We start from the raw sequence: 14,085 nt of genomic DNA on the forward strand, positions 1-14,085 counted from the left end.
ACACCGTCAAGCGCCTCAGCGCCGCCGGTGAAGGGGGTTCTAAGTAAAACAACAAACACCCGCAACCCGAAAATGTAGGAAAATGCGGCCTTCCGTCAAGAAAAATGCAAAATGCAATAAAAACAATTGGTTACACGGCAACAAAGTCAGCAAACCTGACCCGGTTTTCCGCCAAAATCCCCCCAAAGGCCGCCGCCCGACTACTTACCCACAGCACACCCCAACTTACCCACAGCCAAATCACCCGAGTCACCCAAATCACAGCCCCCAAACCACCAAAAACCAGCCACTCAATGACCTGGGTGGAGGGAAGACAGGCCGGTTTCGAGATCAGAGCGCAATCCGCAGCCTTCCATATGAAGACGCAGGCGCTGGTTATAGCCACCCGGAGTATTGAGAGCCTCGATGAGCGTCTCTGCGGAGGAGGCCTCCAGGCTGGTTGACACCAACATCCGCAAGAACGCCTCTGCCGCCTGTGGATCGTCGACCTGCGGGGCCAGCCAGGAGGCCGCATCTGCAATCAGACGCGCAACAGGGGACAAAACGGCCTGAGCAGCCAGATAGGCCTCCAGCTCGGCCTGATCAGAAAGGGGAAAGATCCGGTTCTGCGGTTCAAAGATCGCCGACAGGAGCGCAATATCACCGAGCGCCATGATGGGAGAGCCCCCCTGCGCGATACCGGGAAAAGGCATCATGACAGCCTGCGCTGCTGCGGGGCGGACGAGATCCGTGAGATCCTCAAGGCCCATGCCCGCCATGAAGGACACAACCTGCTGACCTTCGCGAAAGCGCAGTTGCTGCAGGGTTTGCCCGGCCCCTTCGGCCATCAGACCCAGAAAGATGACATCACTTTGGTCGATCACCTGTCGATTGGGGGCTCTGCTGACCTCCGGATAGAGAGACACCAGGGTCGTCGATGTCGCCTCGCTGCGCTCTGACACGGTTATGTCGTGTCCCCTGCCCGCAAGCCCGTGCACAACCGCCGCGGCAATCGTGCCACATCCAAGAAAGCCAAGGCGCATGTCAGATATCCTTCATCAAACGCAACGCATCATAGATGGCCGCATGCGTATTGCGGGCAGAGACCGCATCGCCAATGCGAAACAGCTGAAAACCGCCCGTGGGGGCCGCCCCCGAATGCGCGCCAGCGGTCGTTGGCTGGGGACGCCCGGCAATCAATGCGGACTGATCGACTGCGCCTTTGTTGATGCTCAACGGTTTCAGGTCGAAATACAGATCATCCAATGGAAGGGTTCCGTAGTTCACCACGACCTGATCGTAGCTCTTGCGCTGTCGATGGGCGCTGTAGTCGGTTCCGATCTCCGCGCTGAGCCGGTTTCCCTCCCGCTCCACTCCGAGCAAGCGGCGGGCCACGGTGAATGTAACGTCCTTGTCTTGCAGGCTGCGCATATAGGGGACGAGGTTCATCGCCATGATCTCTGGTGACACCATCCTGTCCGGTGTCATGACTTCAACCTGTGCCCCGGCCTGAACCGCGACTTCTGCGGCCTGCAGGGCAGGATGGTCGCCGCTTTCGTCGTAGATCAAAATTGAACCCGCCGGTGTCACATCGCCAGAGATGATGTCCCAGCTCGAAACCACATGCGCCGCTTCGCTCTTTGTTTCAAAGAGATGGAGGTTTGGCAGGCCGCCCGTTGCGATGATGACAACATCTGGGTCGAGGGAAGTGACGTCCTCAGGCTCTGCCCAGGTGTTGAAGTTGAAACGCACATCCATCGCCGCACATTGTGCCATTCGCCAGTCGATGATGCCGATCATCTCGCGCCGCCGTGCGGACTGCGCCGTGAGGCGGACCTGCCCGCCTGGATCCGGTGCAGCTTCAATTACCGTCACCTCATGGCCGCGTTCTGCGGCGACCCGTGCCGCCTCCAGGCCCGCAGGTCCTGCGCCGACCACCACCACCCGCTTGGCGTGCTGTGCGCGACTGATGGTATGGGGCATGGTCAGTTCCCGACCCGTTGCCGCGTTGTGAATGCACAGTGCATCCCCCGCCTGATAGATCCGGTCCAGACAATAGGTGGCGCCCACACAGGGGCGAATATCCTCTTCACGCCCGGTCAGGATCTTTTGCACGATATGCGGGTCCGCCATATGGACCCGCGTCATGCCGACCATGTCCAGATGCCCCTCGGCAATTGCATGGCGCGCAGTCGCAACATCCGGAATGCGCGCCGCGTGGAAAGTTGGCAATCCCGTTGCCCGCTTGACCTCGCCCGCGAAATCAAGATGCGGGGCAGAAGGCATGCCTTGCACCGGGATCACATCTGTCATGGCCGGGTCCGTATGGATCCGCCCGCGGATCACATTGAGGAAATCCACCATGCCGCTGGCCGCCAGCCGTTTGGAGATCTCAATTCCTTCGTCGGGGGAAATACCGCCTGCCTCTGCCTCATCAGCCGTGTAGCGCAGGCCGACGATAAACGCCTCTCCCACCCTCTCGCGGACGGCGCGCAAGACATCCATCGGCAGCTTCATGCGACTGTCGAGGGTCTGGCCACCATAAGGGCCATCCAGATCGTTGGTCAGAGGGGACCAGAACTGATCCAACAGGTGGCCGTAGACCTGCAGTTCGATCCCATCCATCCCCCCCTCTTTCATCCGCTCGGCCGCGTCGGCAAAGTCGGAAATGATACGCGCAATATCCCAGTCCTCCGCCAGCTTCGGAAACGCACGATGGGCCGGCTCGCGGTGACGGGATGAGCTGAGCGATGGGAGCCAGTCGCCTTTGTTCCAGGCGGTGCGTCGACCAAGATGGGTGAGTTGGATCATCGCCGCACAGCCGTGTTCATGAAGTTGATCCGTCAGGTTGCGGATCCACGGCACAACCTCGTCCTTGTAAGCAAGGATGTTGTTGAAGACGGGCGGGCTGTCACGGGAAACCGCCGCAGAGCCTGCCGTCATCGCCAGCGCCACCCCCGCCTTGGCCCGTTCCGCGTGATAGGCGGCATAGCGCTCTTTGGGCATACCGTCCTCGGGATAAGCTGGTTCGTGACTGGTTGTCATGATCCGGTTGCGCAGGGTGAGATGTTTCAGCTGGTAGGGTTGCAGCAGCGGATCTTTGGACATGGTAGTCTCCTGAAGTGACCGTGCGGTCTGGTCTCTGGGCAACGCGAGGCGACGGCGCGACTGTTGGTGCATCACCCCACTTGACATATGTGTCAAGTAAATCGCCAAATCTGTCAAGAATCTTGCTGCCGAGCGACGCGATTGATAGGCCACACATATGACAGATGCCCCACTCTCCCGCCCGACCCCATCCGCCGAGGCCTGGCTGGACACTGCCTATGACGTCCTCACGGACAGCGGTGTCGATGCGGTCAAGGTCATGCCGTTGGCCAAACGTCTCGGCGTCGCGCGCACCGGGTTTTACTGGCACTTCAAGGACCGGGACGAACTCTTGGAAGCGATGGTCAGACGCTGGGAAGAGCGCAACACCGGCAATCTCGTGACCCGGACCGAAGCCTACGCGGAGGGCATCGCAGAGGCATTGTTCAATCTGTTCGACTGCTGGCTTGATCCGGAGTTGTTTGATGGCCGACTGGATCTGGCGATCCGCAATTGGGCCCGCACCGACGCCGGGTTGCAGGACCGCCTTGACCTTGCTGACGAGCGCCGCGAACAAGCCATTGCGGATATGTTTGTCCGTCACGGATTTTCGCCTGACGATGCGCGCATTCGTGCGAGAACCGTGATCTATACCCAGATCGGCTATCTCTCCATGCAGGTATGCGAACAGGACGACCGCAGGATCGCGCAGATGCCCACGTATATCCATATTTTCAGCGGCGTGCACCCGACCCAGAGAGACATCGATCGCTTCATGACCCGCCACGCCTGGCGCCTGCCGGATCCTCAGCAGTGGCCTAAGGCAAAAGTCGGGTAAAGTCGGCCTGCCGGTCGCGAAAGAACCCCTTTAGCGCCGATTTGAAAACAGCGATCTTGCTCGAACGCTGAAGATCAGGATGGCTCAGAACCCAGATCGGGGCATAGTCCTGCGCGGGCACCCCGGGCAGCGCGACGAAATCCGGCGAGTATTGCCCCAGATAGACCGGCATCCTGACCACGCCCATCCCCGCCCGCGCAGCCGCAATCAGTGATGTCATTTCATCAAACCGCGCCCTTATGCGGTAGTTGGGATATTTTGCCAGGGCAATCTTTGGTGGCGCGTCGTAGCCAGAATAGATCACCCAATCCAGACGCGCCGACGGGTCCGCCTCTGCTGCGCTGATCAGGTCTGGATGACCAAAACAGGCGGTCTTTTGATCTGCAAGCCGTAGTCCGACCAGATTATCCCCCGGCAAAGAAGAAATGCGGATCGCAACATCCGCCTCTCTCCGGGTGAGATCGAGAATGGTGTTGGTAGCCCGCACCGTGAGGTCGATCTGCGGGTAGTCATCACAAAACGTCTTGAGGAACGGCGCAAGATGCGTGTCGATCAACAATTGAGGCGCGGTCAGAACAAATGGACCAGTCATGTCCCGGTCGTTGCCGGCAATCTGCCTCAGCGCATCCTGCTCTACCGCCTCCATCCGCTCTGCTGCCGCAGCCAGGTTTCGGGCCTCTGTCGTCGGCGAGTATCCTTCCGGGCGCCGCTCGAACAGGGTTTGGCCCAGCATTTCCTCCGCCCGCTGCACCCTTCGGGCCACTGTCGTGTAGCTGACGGCCAAAATCTCTGCCGCCCCAGCCAGCGACCCGGCCCTTACAAGGGCAAGGATCGTGCGCATGTCATCCCAGTTGATCTGCATACATGCGTTTTCGCACATCAATCAGGCAAAAGCATGTGTTTTCTCTTGGGCCGCGCCAAGCCATCTCAGAAGCATCGAAAAACCAAACGAAAGAGGAGCGCCGAAATGGCCTATGTCTACGTAAACCTCGTCCTGAAAGATGCCGAAAAAATGGCCGCCTACCGCCAAAAGGCCGGGGCCGCCCTTGCCAAACATGGTGCCAAGCCGCTGGTTTCCAGCCCTCAGCAGACTGTCATCGAAGGCCAGCGGGACGAAACGGGAATTGGTGTCATCCTGGAATTTCCAACTGTCGACGCCGCGCAGGCATGGATCTCAGATCCTGAACTTGCTGCCACCCACGCGCTGCGCCGCGCTGCCGGCGACTGTGCAATTACACTGCTCGCCTGACGGCAAACAAAAAAGCGCGACGCCATGGGCGCCGCGCTCTCCTTGATGTTACTTGTCCCGGCTTATTCTGCCGCGATCTGGCTTTCGACCTTTTCCACCCGAACAGCAGAGAATTTGAACTCCGGAATCTTGCCATAAGGGTCAATCGCGGGGTTGGTCAGAATGTTTGCGGCAGCTTCCACATAGGCAAAGGGCACAAACACCATATCCTCGGCAATGGCCCGGTCGGCCCGCGCCATGATTTCGATCGAACCACGCCGGGTCGTCAGGCGAACCATGTCACCCGGCTCTACACCCATCGCACGCAGCGTCTTGGGGTTGAGCGAGCAGTTCGCCTCCGGCTCCACCGCATCCAGAACCTTGGAGCGGCGGGTCATCGAGCCGGTGTGCCAGTGTTCCAGCTGGCGGCCGGTGGTCATGATCATCGGATACTCTGCATCCGGCGCCTCATCCGGCGGGATGACGGAAGCCGGGGTAAAGCGGGCCCGGCCATCAGCACGCGGGAAGCCGTCACCGAACACAATCGCCTGACCGGGATCGGTCTCATGCAGCGACGGGTAGGTGATGGTCTCGGTTTCCAGCCGCTCCCAGGTGATGTTGTTCAGCGACTTCATGTTCAGCTTCATCTCGGCAAAGACTTCGCTGACATCCTTGTAGTCCCACGGCAGGCCGATGCGCTGCGCCAGTTCGACAGTGACCTGCCAATCCTCACGCGCTTCACCCGGAGGAGCCACCGCGGGGCGCACCCGCTGCACCTGGCGGTTGGTGTTCGACACGGTACCGTTCTTTTCATAAAGCGCCGAAGCCGGCAGGATGATGTCGGCATAGTTCGCCGTCTCGGTCAGGAAGATGTCCTGAACGATCATCAGTTCCAGCTTGGCAAAGGCATCGCGCGCGTGGTCGGCATCCGGGTCGGACATCGCCGGGTTTTCACCCTGGATATACATGCCCTTGATGTTGCCTGCGTAAGCCTCGTCCACGATCTCGGTCACGGTCAGGCCCTTCTCGTTCGAGAAGTCGCCGCCGCCCCAAACATCGGTAAAGCTCTTGCGGACATCATCCGAGGTCACGGTCTGATAGTCCGGCAGGAACATCGGGATGAGGCCCGCGTCAGACGCGCCCTGCACGTTGTTCTGGCCGCGCAGCGGATGCAGGCCAGCACCGGGTTTGCCCACGTTGCCGGTCATCAGAGCCAGCGAGATCAGGCAGCGCGAGTTGTCAGTGCCGTGGATGTGCTGGGACACGCCCATGCCCCAGAAAATCAGGCCTGCCTTGCCGCCCGCAAAGATGCGCGCAACGCTTCGCAGCTGCTCAGGGCTGACACCACAGATTTCCGACATCTTCTCAGGCGTGAATTGCGCCAGATGCTGTTTTTCCGCTTCCCAGTTCTCGGTGTATTTGTCGATGTATTCCTGATCGTACAGGCCTTCCTCGACAATCACGCTCATGATCGCGTTCAGCATCGACACGTCTGCGCCGGGGCGGAACTGGACCATTTCAGTGGCAAACCGGCGCAGGCCGACGCCGCGCGGATCCATCACGATCAGCTTGCCGCCGCGCTTGGTGAACTGTTTGAAATAGGTCGCAGCCACCGGGTGGTTCTCGATCGGGTTGGAGCCGATGACGATCGCCACATCCGCGTTTTCGATCTCGTTGAAGGTCGCGGTCACAGCGCCGGAACCCACGTTTTCGATCAGGGCCGCAACAGATGAGGCGTGGCACAGACGGGTGCAGTGGTCGACGTTGTTGTGCTTGAAACCCTGACGGATGAACTTCTGGAAGAGATAGGCCTCTTCGTTGGTGCATTTCGCCGAGCCGAAGCCCGCCACCGATTTCGGGTTCTCATCGCGCAGCTTCATCAGGCCCTTGGCGGCCAGATCCATCGCCTCTTCCCAAGTCGCCTCGCGGAAGTGGGTCGACAGGTTGCCCGGATCGACGTTCAGGCCTTTTGCAGGCGCGTCGTCGCGGCGGATCAGCGGCTTGGTCAGGCGGTGCGGGTGGTGGATGTAGTCAAAGCCGAAGCGGCCCTTGACACACAGGCGACCTTCGTTCGCCGGGCCATTGATGCCCTCGACGTGCTTGACCTTGCCGTCCTTGACCTTCAGCGACACCTTACAGCCGACACCGCAGAACGGGCAGACGCTTTCGGTCTCGCTGTCGTAGTCCTTGCTGTCACCAACCTGATTGTCATCCATCACCGTGGCGGGCATCAGGGCGCCGGTCGGGCAGGCCTGCACGCATTCGCCACAGGCCACACAAGAGGACTGACCCATCGGGTCCGCGATATCAAACACCGGATAGGCATCGTGGCCGCGCCCGGCCATACCGATCACGTCGTTGACCTGCACTTCGCGACATGCGCGAACACAGAGATTGCAGGAAATACAGGCGTCCAGATTGACCTTCATCGCCACATGGCTGTCATCCAGCAGCGGGATGCGGTCCTTTTCCAGCTTGGGAAAACGTGACTCTGAAACCCCGTTCAGCTCCGCCATATCCCACAGATGAGAGGACTTATCGCGTGCCTCTTCCCGCTTGGGCTGGTCAGCCACCAGCAGTTCCATCACCATCTTGCGGGCGTTCTCGGCGCGCGCATTGTTGGTGGTCACAACCATGCCCTCGGCGGGTTCACGGATACAGGAGGCAGCCAGCGTGCGCTCGCCCTCGATCTCCACCATGCAGGCGCGGCAGTTGCCGTCCGGGCGGTAGCCCGGCTGCGGCTTGTGGCACAGGTGCGGGATTTTCAGCCCGCGGCCATTGGCGACTTCCCAGATGGTCAGGCCCTTCTCGGCCGTGACCTGTTCGCCATCGAGTGTGAATGTAACTTTATCGCTCATGGCTCAGACCTCCTCGGGGAAGTGTTTCATGGTCAGACGGATCGGGTTCGGCGCAGCTTGGCCAAGGCCGCAGATCGAGGCGTCGACCATTGCGGTGCTCAGCTCTTCCAGCAGGCCCTGATCCCACTTCTTTTCGCTCATCAGCTTGACGGCTTTCTCACAGCCGACCCGGCAGGGGGTGCACTGGCCGCAGCTTTCATCTTCAAAGAAGCGCAGCATGTTCAGCGCCGCGTCGCGAGCAGAGTCCTGATCGGACAGGACCACCACCGCAGCGGACCCGATAAAGGTGCCATGCGGCTGCAGCGTGTCGAAGTCGAGCGGAACGTCATGCATCGACGCAGGCAACAGGCCCGAGGACGGACCGCCCGGCTGATACGCCTTGAAAGTGTGACCTTCCAGCATTCCGCCGCAGGCTTCGATAATATCGGTGATGGTGGAGCCGGCGGGCAGCAGATGCACGCCCGGGTTCTTCACCCGGCCGGACACCGAATAGCTACGCAGTCCCTTGCGGCCGTTCTTCTCAACCGAGTTCAGGCATTCCGGCCCTTCGCGATTGATTTTGCAGACCCAGTAAAGGGTTTCGACATTGTGGACGAGGGTCGGACGGCCAAAGATCCCCACCTGCGCCACAAATGGCGGACGGTGGCGCGGCTCGCCGCGTTTGCCCTCGATCGATTCAATCATGGCGCTTTCTTCACCGCAGATATAGGCCCCTGCCCCGCGGCGCAGGTCGATGTAGCCTGCCTCGACGATGCCGGCGTCTTCCAGCGCCTTGATCTCGCGGCGCAGGATTTCCAGCACTGCCGGATATTCGTCGCGCATGTAGATGAAAGCTTTCTCCGCTTCGACCGCCCATGCCGCGATCAGCATCCCCTCAAGGAAGACATGCGGGGTGCGCTCCAGGTAATAGCGGTCCTTGAAGGTGCCAGGCTCGCCTTCATCGCCATTCACGGCGAGGTAACGCGGCCCTTCATTGGCGCGCACGAAACCCCATTTGGTGCCGGAAGGGAAGCCAGCGCCACCCAGGCCGCGAAGGCCGGCTTCTTTGACTTTTGCCTGAACCGCTTCCCAGTCGCCATTTGCGCGCAGGTCCTTCAGCGTGGCATAGCCACCGTCCGCTTCATAGGCGGCGAAGGTTTCATAGTCCGGCACATGGGCGTGGGTGTCATCTGCTGCAATCGCCGCTTCGACCTTCTCGACGGTCGCGTGGTCGATGTGATTGTGGCCGATTTCCAGCACTGGCGCGGTGTCGCAGCGGCCCATGCAGGGCGCGCGCAGCACACGAACCTGAGAGGCATCCAGACCGTCTTCCAGCGCCTTTTGCAGCTGCTGAGCTCCTGCGAGTTCGCAAGACAGCGAGTCGCAGACCCGGATGGTCAGAGCAGGCGGCGGTGTCTCGCCTTCGCGCACCACATCAAAGTGGGCGTAAAAGCTCGCAACTTCATAGATCTCTGCCTGACCTGTGCGCAGTTCTTCGGCAAGCGCGCGAATATGCGCAGCGCTCAGATGACCGAATTTATCCTGAATGAGATGCAGGAATTCGATCAACAAGTCCCGATTGCGGGGCCGGTCGCCGAGAAGTTCCAGAACCTCGCTATGCGCCTGATCTTCCAGCTGACGGCCTTTGGGGGTTTTGCGCCCCTTGCCCTTGCCGGATTTCCAAACGCCTTTGCTATTGTCCAACGGTGCCACGATGACCTCCACTTCGTGCTGCCACAAATGGCGGCATTCCATTGAAGAAGCCTATCGTCAAATCGTAATTTTCGAAGGTACGATAACGAACGCTTATTGCACGAAATCGGCAACCACCTCGCGAAGGGCCTGCACAGTCGTCAGCGCGGGCTGGCGATCAAGAGTCACCATCGAAATTGGTTTGCTTGGCGCGGGGTCTACCAGCGGCAGCACCGTGGTGCCTTCCAGCGGTCCCAGCGCGTCAACAAGCGCCTGCGGAAGGATCGTCGCCACCGATCCAGCCCGCGCCATGACCATCGCAGCCATGAAGCCCCCGGAATCAGATCGAACAACAGGGCGCAGGCCCTGCTCTTCGAAAATACGGTCCAGAATGCGGCGGTTCTGCATCTGCGGCTCCAACAGACTCAACGGCAGCTCTGCGGCCTCGGCCCATGTGATGCTTTCGCTCCCCTCGCCCAGCCGCTCTGCCAGCATCGCATCCGGCGCGACCAGAACATAGCTTTCCTCATAAAGCGGCTGGATGATGACCTGATCGGCGCCCATACTGTCATGATAGGTCACGCCCGCATCAATTGTGCCGTCAAACAGGCGCTGCTGGATCATGAGCGAACTGAGCACCTCAATGCGGGCCAGCACCCGTTTGTGGGTCAGGTGCAACCGGTCCACCATTTGGGCTGCATAGGCTGTCGCCGTCGGGACCACCCCCAGCACCAATGTGCCCGTCACCTCTCCCCGAGCGGCTGCAACCTCTTGCTCCAGCGCTTTGGCGTCGTCGAGGATGCCGCGCGCCCGGCGCACGATCATGAGCCCCTCTTCCGTGAGGCCCTGAAACCGGTTGCCGCGACGCACGATAGAGACGCCAAGCCGGTCTTCCAGATTACGAATACGCATGGAAAACGCAGGCTGGGACATGCCGCTTTCCTGCGCGGCCTTCGCAAAATGGCGGTGCCGCGCAAGCGCGCTGAGTAGCTTGAGATCCTTGAGTTCGATCACGGCCGATGGCTCCATTAAGCAGGTCACGCCACGTCGGTTCCGCTTCCTACCCGGTCGGGCACCAAACATCAGCGCAGCCGTGCCAATCTGCACAGATCAAACGGAGGTGTCGAGGGCCGACCGAGCAGACAGACCCGCCCGTGGGCGGCACTGCCTTAATGTATCAGCTCAGATCTGGCGGCGTGCTGTCGCGGAGCGGGAAATCCCATCATAGATCCCTGTCATCACGTCCATCACGCGATTGGCCTCTGCGACACGCTCTGCCAGACCGGGTACCTGTGCCATCGCATCCAGCAGCAACTGACGGCGTTCAGCATCAAAATCGGCTGTAACCTTCAGGCCTTCGTCGGTGACAGAATACGTCACCCCGCCGCGACCGGACCCCATCTTGCGGATCAGCCCCGCAGACGCGAGCTTGCGCAAAGAATACTGGATATTGGGCACGTCATCGCGATTGGTCACGCGGGCCAGTTCCTTGATGGTCTTGGGCCGGTCATTCATGCGGATCACGTTCAATAGCGTGATCTCAGGTCCCGAGGCCGACAGATTGGAAACCAGGCCAAAACACTCCGACTGCCAGCGCGCGAAACCTTCAAAGGTCCGCATCAGGGCAAATTCGAAGTCACTCAAATCTTCTTCCACGCCTTGTCGCTTACCCAGGTCTTCAGGCGCTTTCGAATGTGAAGAACCAGAAAATGTGTCCACAGAATTCTCCTTAGTCCGTTGCGGGCCGCCGCTCTTCGTCAAAACGGAGGACCACTCGGTCTGTTTCCTAAAAACTCCCCACACCTCTCCCCTCTTAGTAATTATGCACAGATATCTTTCAACCCGTCCGTGCACCAATTTTCAGTCCATTTCCGACATATCTCGACCAAGGCATTGTACAATAAGGGAAAAATAAAAATCAACTCAACCTTTAAATAACACATGGTGGCAACACTTAATAGATAAAGCATGTCATCATAGTTAAAGTTGACGTTCCCCCAGGCCCAGATTTCCCTCTGCCGTGCATGATCCCCCTACCCCGCCAACGTAAAAGAATCGCAAAACCGACTGCGCGAGCTTGACCTTTAGGATACGGCGACAGCGCGAGACCGATAGTTGCAATTGAAAGCATACAGTTAGACCTGCCTGCGCAGTGTTAAGAGTGCAGTAAGCCCTGATTCCTATTCTAGCTGGCGAATGTTTGCAGACGAGCATTCCCAGAGAAGGTGTGTGAATTGGAAGCAAGGCGAACACTTAACACGGCACTCGGTGCTGCGAGCGATCTGATCCGTCGGATGGATCGTCTTTTCGCGGCCCACCTCAGCTGCGTCACGCCCAGCCCCGTTCAAATCACCCCAGTGGCACGAGTTCCATCGTCTGCGTCTCCCCGCGTCCGCCTGGGGCGGAACGGAAATTATTCCATGGTCGGGGCCCCCGCCTCGCGCTTCGGGGACAACACAAACGATGGCGCAGAACATTTATGCCTCTGCGCCCCTGGGGGACGTTGGCTGCCCAGCCGACATATTGATCGACCGTCTTCCAAACTGGCGGACTGGTGACTGAAAGGTGCTGAAATGAAACTCCGAAATCCATTCAAGGCGGTATTGAACCGGCTGTCTGTCTTTGCAAAGTGCAGTCTGTTGATCGCCGTATCAACGCTGGTTGTGACCGTGTTCCTGACCTGGGAAAATCAGAAAATTCTGGGGGAAGCTGTCAACAGTGGCGTCAACACCCTGGCCGAGGGCGTGACAGCAACCGTTGCCGCACGAAGCGGCGGTGCCATCCGTTTTGGCGATGCTGAGCGGCTGGAAACGGATCTGAACTCACTGATTGAGATGTCAAATGGTCGTGCTGTTCACGGCCTTGCAATCAACTCCAAGGGCAAGACCGTTGCATCAACAGGCACCGGCACCGAAAGTGAAATCACAGAGCTGACCGCCGTCGCCCAGAAGGCGATGGAATCCGGGCAGATGGAGTTCAGCGAGAATGGCTATTTCGTTGCCGCACCCGCTGCGGCAGGGGCGGCAGGCACCGTTATCGTGGGTGCGGTTGGCATGTCTTGGTCACCCGACGTGGCACTGGCAGAGGTCGCACCCAGCCAGATCCGCGCGTTTATCCTGGCAGCTGGCGCATTCATCGTGATGCTCACCTTGTCTGTTTTTGCGCTTCGTTCGATGATGTCGCGCCCACTGAGCGATGTGGGTCAGGCCATCAATCATCTTGCCGAAGGCGACTATGACCACCCGACCGGCTATCAGAACCGGGGGGATGAAATTGGTCAGATTGCCCGCCAGACCGAGGCGCTGAAAACCCAGCTTGCCGCCGCTCGCGCGGTTGAGGCAGAACGTCAGCTTGCACAGGAAGTGCAGAAGAAAGTGGTCGAACGCCTCAATCAGGGGCTGGCCCAGCTGGCTGATGGGGATCTGTCGCGCACAATCGATGAGGCCTTCTCAGAGGACTACGAAAGCCTGCGCCAGAACTTCAACAACACCGTTGAAAAGATGGTCGGCATCATCGACGCCGTGATCGAAAGCACCGATCGCATCCGCGCAAGTTCCGAAGAAATCAGCCAGTCCTCCGGCGATCTGTCCAGCCGGACGGAAAGCCAGGCGGCCACGCTCGAGGAAACAGCGGCCGCGATGGAAGAACTGACTGTCAGCGTGCGCTCTGCAGCTGATGGCGCGCGTGAGGTCGAAGGCATCGTGTCCGAAGCCAAGGACACCGCGATCAACAGCGGAGAGGTTGTCACACGTGCGGTCGATGCGATGTCCAAGATCGAGAAGTCGTCCGAGAAAATCTCGCAGATCATCTCTGTCATTGACGACATTTCGTTCCAGACCAACCTCTTGGCGTTGAACGCCGGGGTCGAGGCCGCGCGCGCGGGCGAGGCTGGCCGCGGGTTCGCGGTTGTGGCCTCCGAGGTGCGTGCGCTGGCGCAGCGCTCGTCTGACGCGGCTCAGGAGATCAAGCAGTTGATCACCGAAAGCACCAGCCACGTCGGCGATGGTGTGGATCTGGTTGGTCGCGCCGGTCAGGAACTGCAACAGATCATTGAGCGGGTCGCGACGATTTCTGGCCATGTGTCCGGCATCGCAACCGGCGCGCAAGAGCAGTCAACAACCCTTGCCGAAATCAACACGGGCGTCACCCAGCTTGACCAGGTGACACAGCACAACGCCGCTATGGTCGAGGAATCCACCGCCGCGAGCCAGATCCTGCGCAATGATGCCAATGAACTGGCGCAGCAGGTCTCGGTCTTCCGGACCAGAAAATCGGCTGGCAACGTGGTCTCCATGTCCGCAGCCCCGGCACCGGCGCGCGCCGTCGCGGCAAGCCCGGCACCTTCTGCACATGGCGATGACTTCTTCGACGCCGAACCCAGCAGCGCAGCTGTCGGTTGGGAAGATTTCTAGGATCCCGCAACA

General features: G+C 59.8%; 10 protein-coding genes. 3 read left to right on the plus strand and 7 right to left on the minus strand.

Going from position 1 to position 14,085, the window contains the following annotated elements:
* Positions 1–290 precede the first annotated feature (290 nt).
* Together NIT7645_RS00650 and NIT7645_RS00655 are read right to left on the minus strand one after the other, a co-directional pair.
* Positions 291–1,022 (minus strand): NAD(P)-binding domain-containing protein, encoded by a 732-nt coding sequence (locus NIT7645_RS00650; RefSeq protein WP_008559432.1) that lies wholly within the window; start codon positions 1,020–1,022, stop codon positions 291–293.
* Position 1,023: 1 nt separating this feature from the next.
* Positions 1,024–3,087, minus strand: coding sequence for an NADH:flavin oxidoreductase (locus NIT7645_RS00655; protein WP_050685775.1), 2,064 nt, complete (start codon positions 3,085–3,087; stop codon positions 1,024–1,026).
* A 157-nt stretch (positions 3,088–3,244) separates the two neighbouring features.
* Here NIT7645_RS00655 and NIT7645_RS00660 point away from each other — a divergent pair, with 157 nt between their 5' ends.
* Positions 3,245–3,904: a TetR/AcrR family transcriptional regulator gene (locus NIT7645_RS00660; protein WP_050685777.1), complete on the plus strand. Its 660-nt coding sequence runs from the start codon at positions 3,245–3,247 to the stop codon at positions 3,902–3,904.
* Here the strand turns inward: NIT7645_RS00660 and NIT7645_RS00665 are convergent.
* Positions 3,885–4,766 (minus strand): LysR family transcriptional regulator, encoded by an 882-nt coding sequence (locus NIT7645_RS00665; protein ID WP_050685779.1) that lies wholly within the window; start codon positions 4,764–4,766, stop codon positions 3,885–3,887. The genes NIT7645_RS00660 and NIT7645_RS00665 overlap by 20 nt on opposite strands.
* Positions 4,767–4,871: 105 nt before the next feature.
* Here NIT7645_RS00665 and NIT7645_RS00670 point away from each other — a divergent pair, with 105 nt between their 5' ends.
* On the plus strand, positions 4,872–5,153 hold the full coding sequence (locus NIT7645_RS00670; RefSeq protein WP_008559855.1) for a DUF1330 domain-containing protein: 282 nt from the start codon (positions 4,872–4,874) through the stop codon (positions 5,151–5,153).
* A gap of 62 nt (positions 5,154–5,215) precedes the next feature.
* On the opposite strand, the gene fdhF is transcribed toward NIT7645_RS00670, so the two are convergent.
* The 4 genes from fdhF to NIT7645_RS00690 all read right to left on the minus strand — a co-directional run bounded on the left by fdhF (position 5,216) and on the right by NIT7645_RS00690 (position 11,305).
* Positions 5,216–7,990, minus strand: a complete 2,775-nt coding sequence (gene fdhF / locus NIT7645_RS00675; protein WP_050685781.1) for a formate dehydrogenase subunit alpha — start codon at positions 7,988–7,990, stop codon at positions 5,216–5,218.
* 3 nt (positions 7,991–7,993) lie between these two features.
* Positions 7,994–9,724: an NAD(P)H-dependent oxidoreductase subunit E gene (locus tag NIT7645_RS00680; protein ID WP_008561949.1), complete on the minus strand. Its 1,731-nt coding sequence runs from the start codon at positions 9,722–9,724 to the stop codon at positions 7,994–7,996.
* 51 nt (positions 9,725–9,775) lie between these two features.
* Complete coding sequence (locus NIT7645_RS00685) at positions 9,776–10,675, minus strand: LysR family transcriptional regulator (protein ID WP_008559894.1); 900 nt, start codon at positions 10,673–10,675, stop codon at positions 9,776–9,778.
* A gap of 168 nt (positions 10,676–10,843) precedes the next feature.
* On the minus strand, positions 10,844–11,305 hold the full coding sequence (locus NIT7645_RS00690) for a winged helix DNA-binding protein (protein WP_224834257.1): 462 nt from the start codon (positions 11,303–11,305) through the stop codon (positions 10,844–10,846).
* 929 nt (positions 11,306–12,234) lie between these two features.
* Here NIT7645_RS00690 and NIT7645_RS00695 point away from each other — a divergent pair.
* Entirely contained in the window at positions 12,235–14,073 is a 1,839-nt protein-coding gene (locus NIT7645_RS00695; RefSeq protein WP_008558986.1) for a methyl-accepting chemotaxis protein, read from the plus strand.
* Positions 14,074–14,085 lie beyond the last annotated feature (12 nt).

It is taken from the genome of Phaeobacter italicus (assembly GCF_001258055.1).
In the GTDB taxonomy this organism is placed as follows: domain Bacteria; phylum Pseudomonadota; class Alphaproteobacteria; order Rhodobacterales; family Rhodobacteraceae; genus Phaeobacter; species Phaeobacter italicus.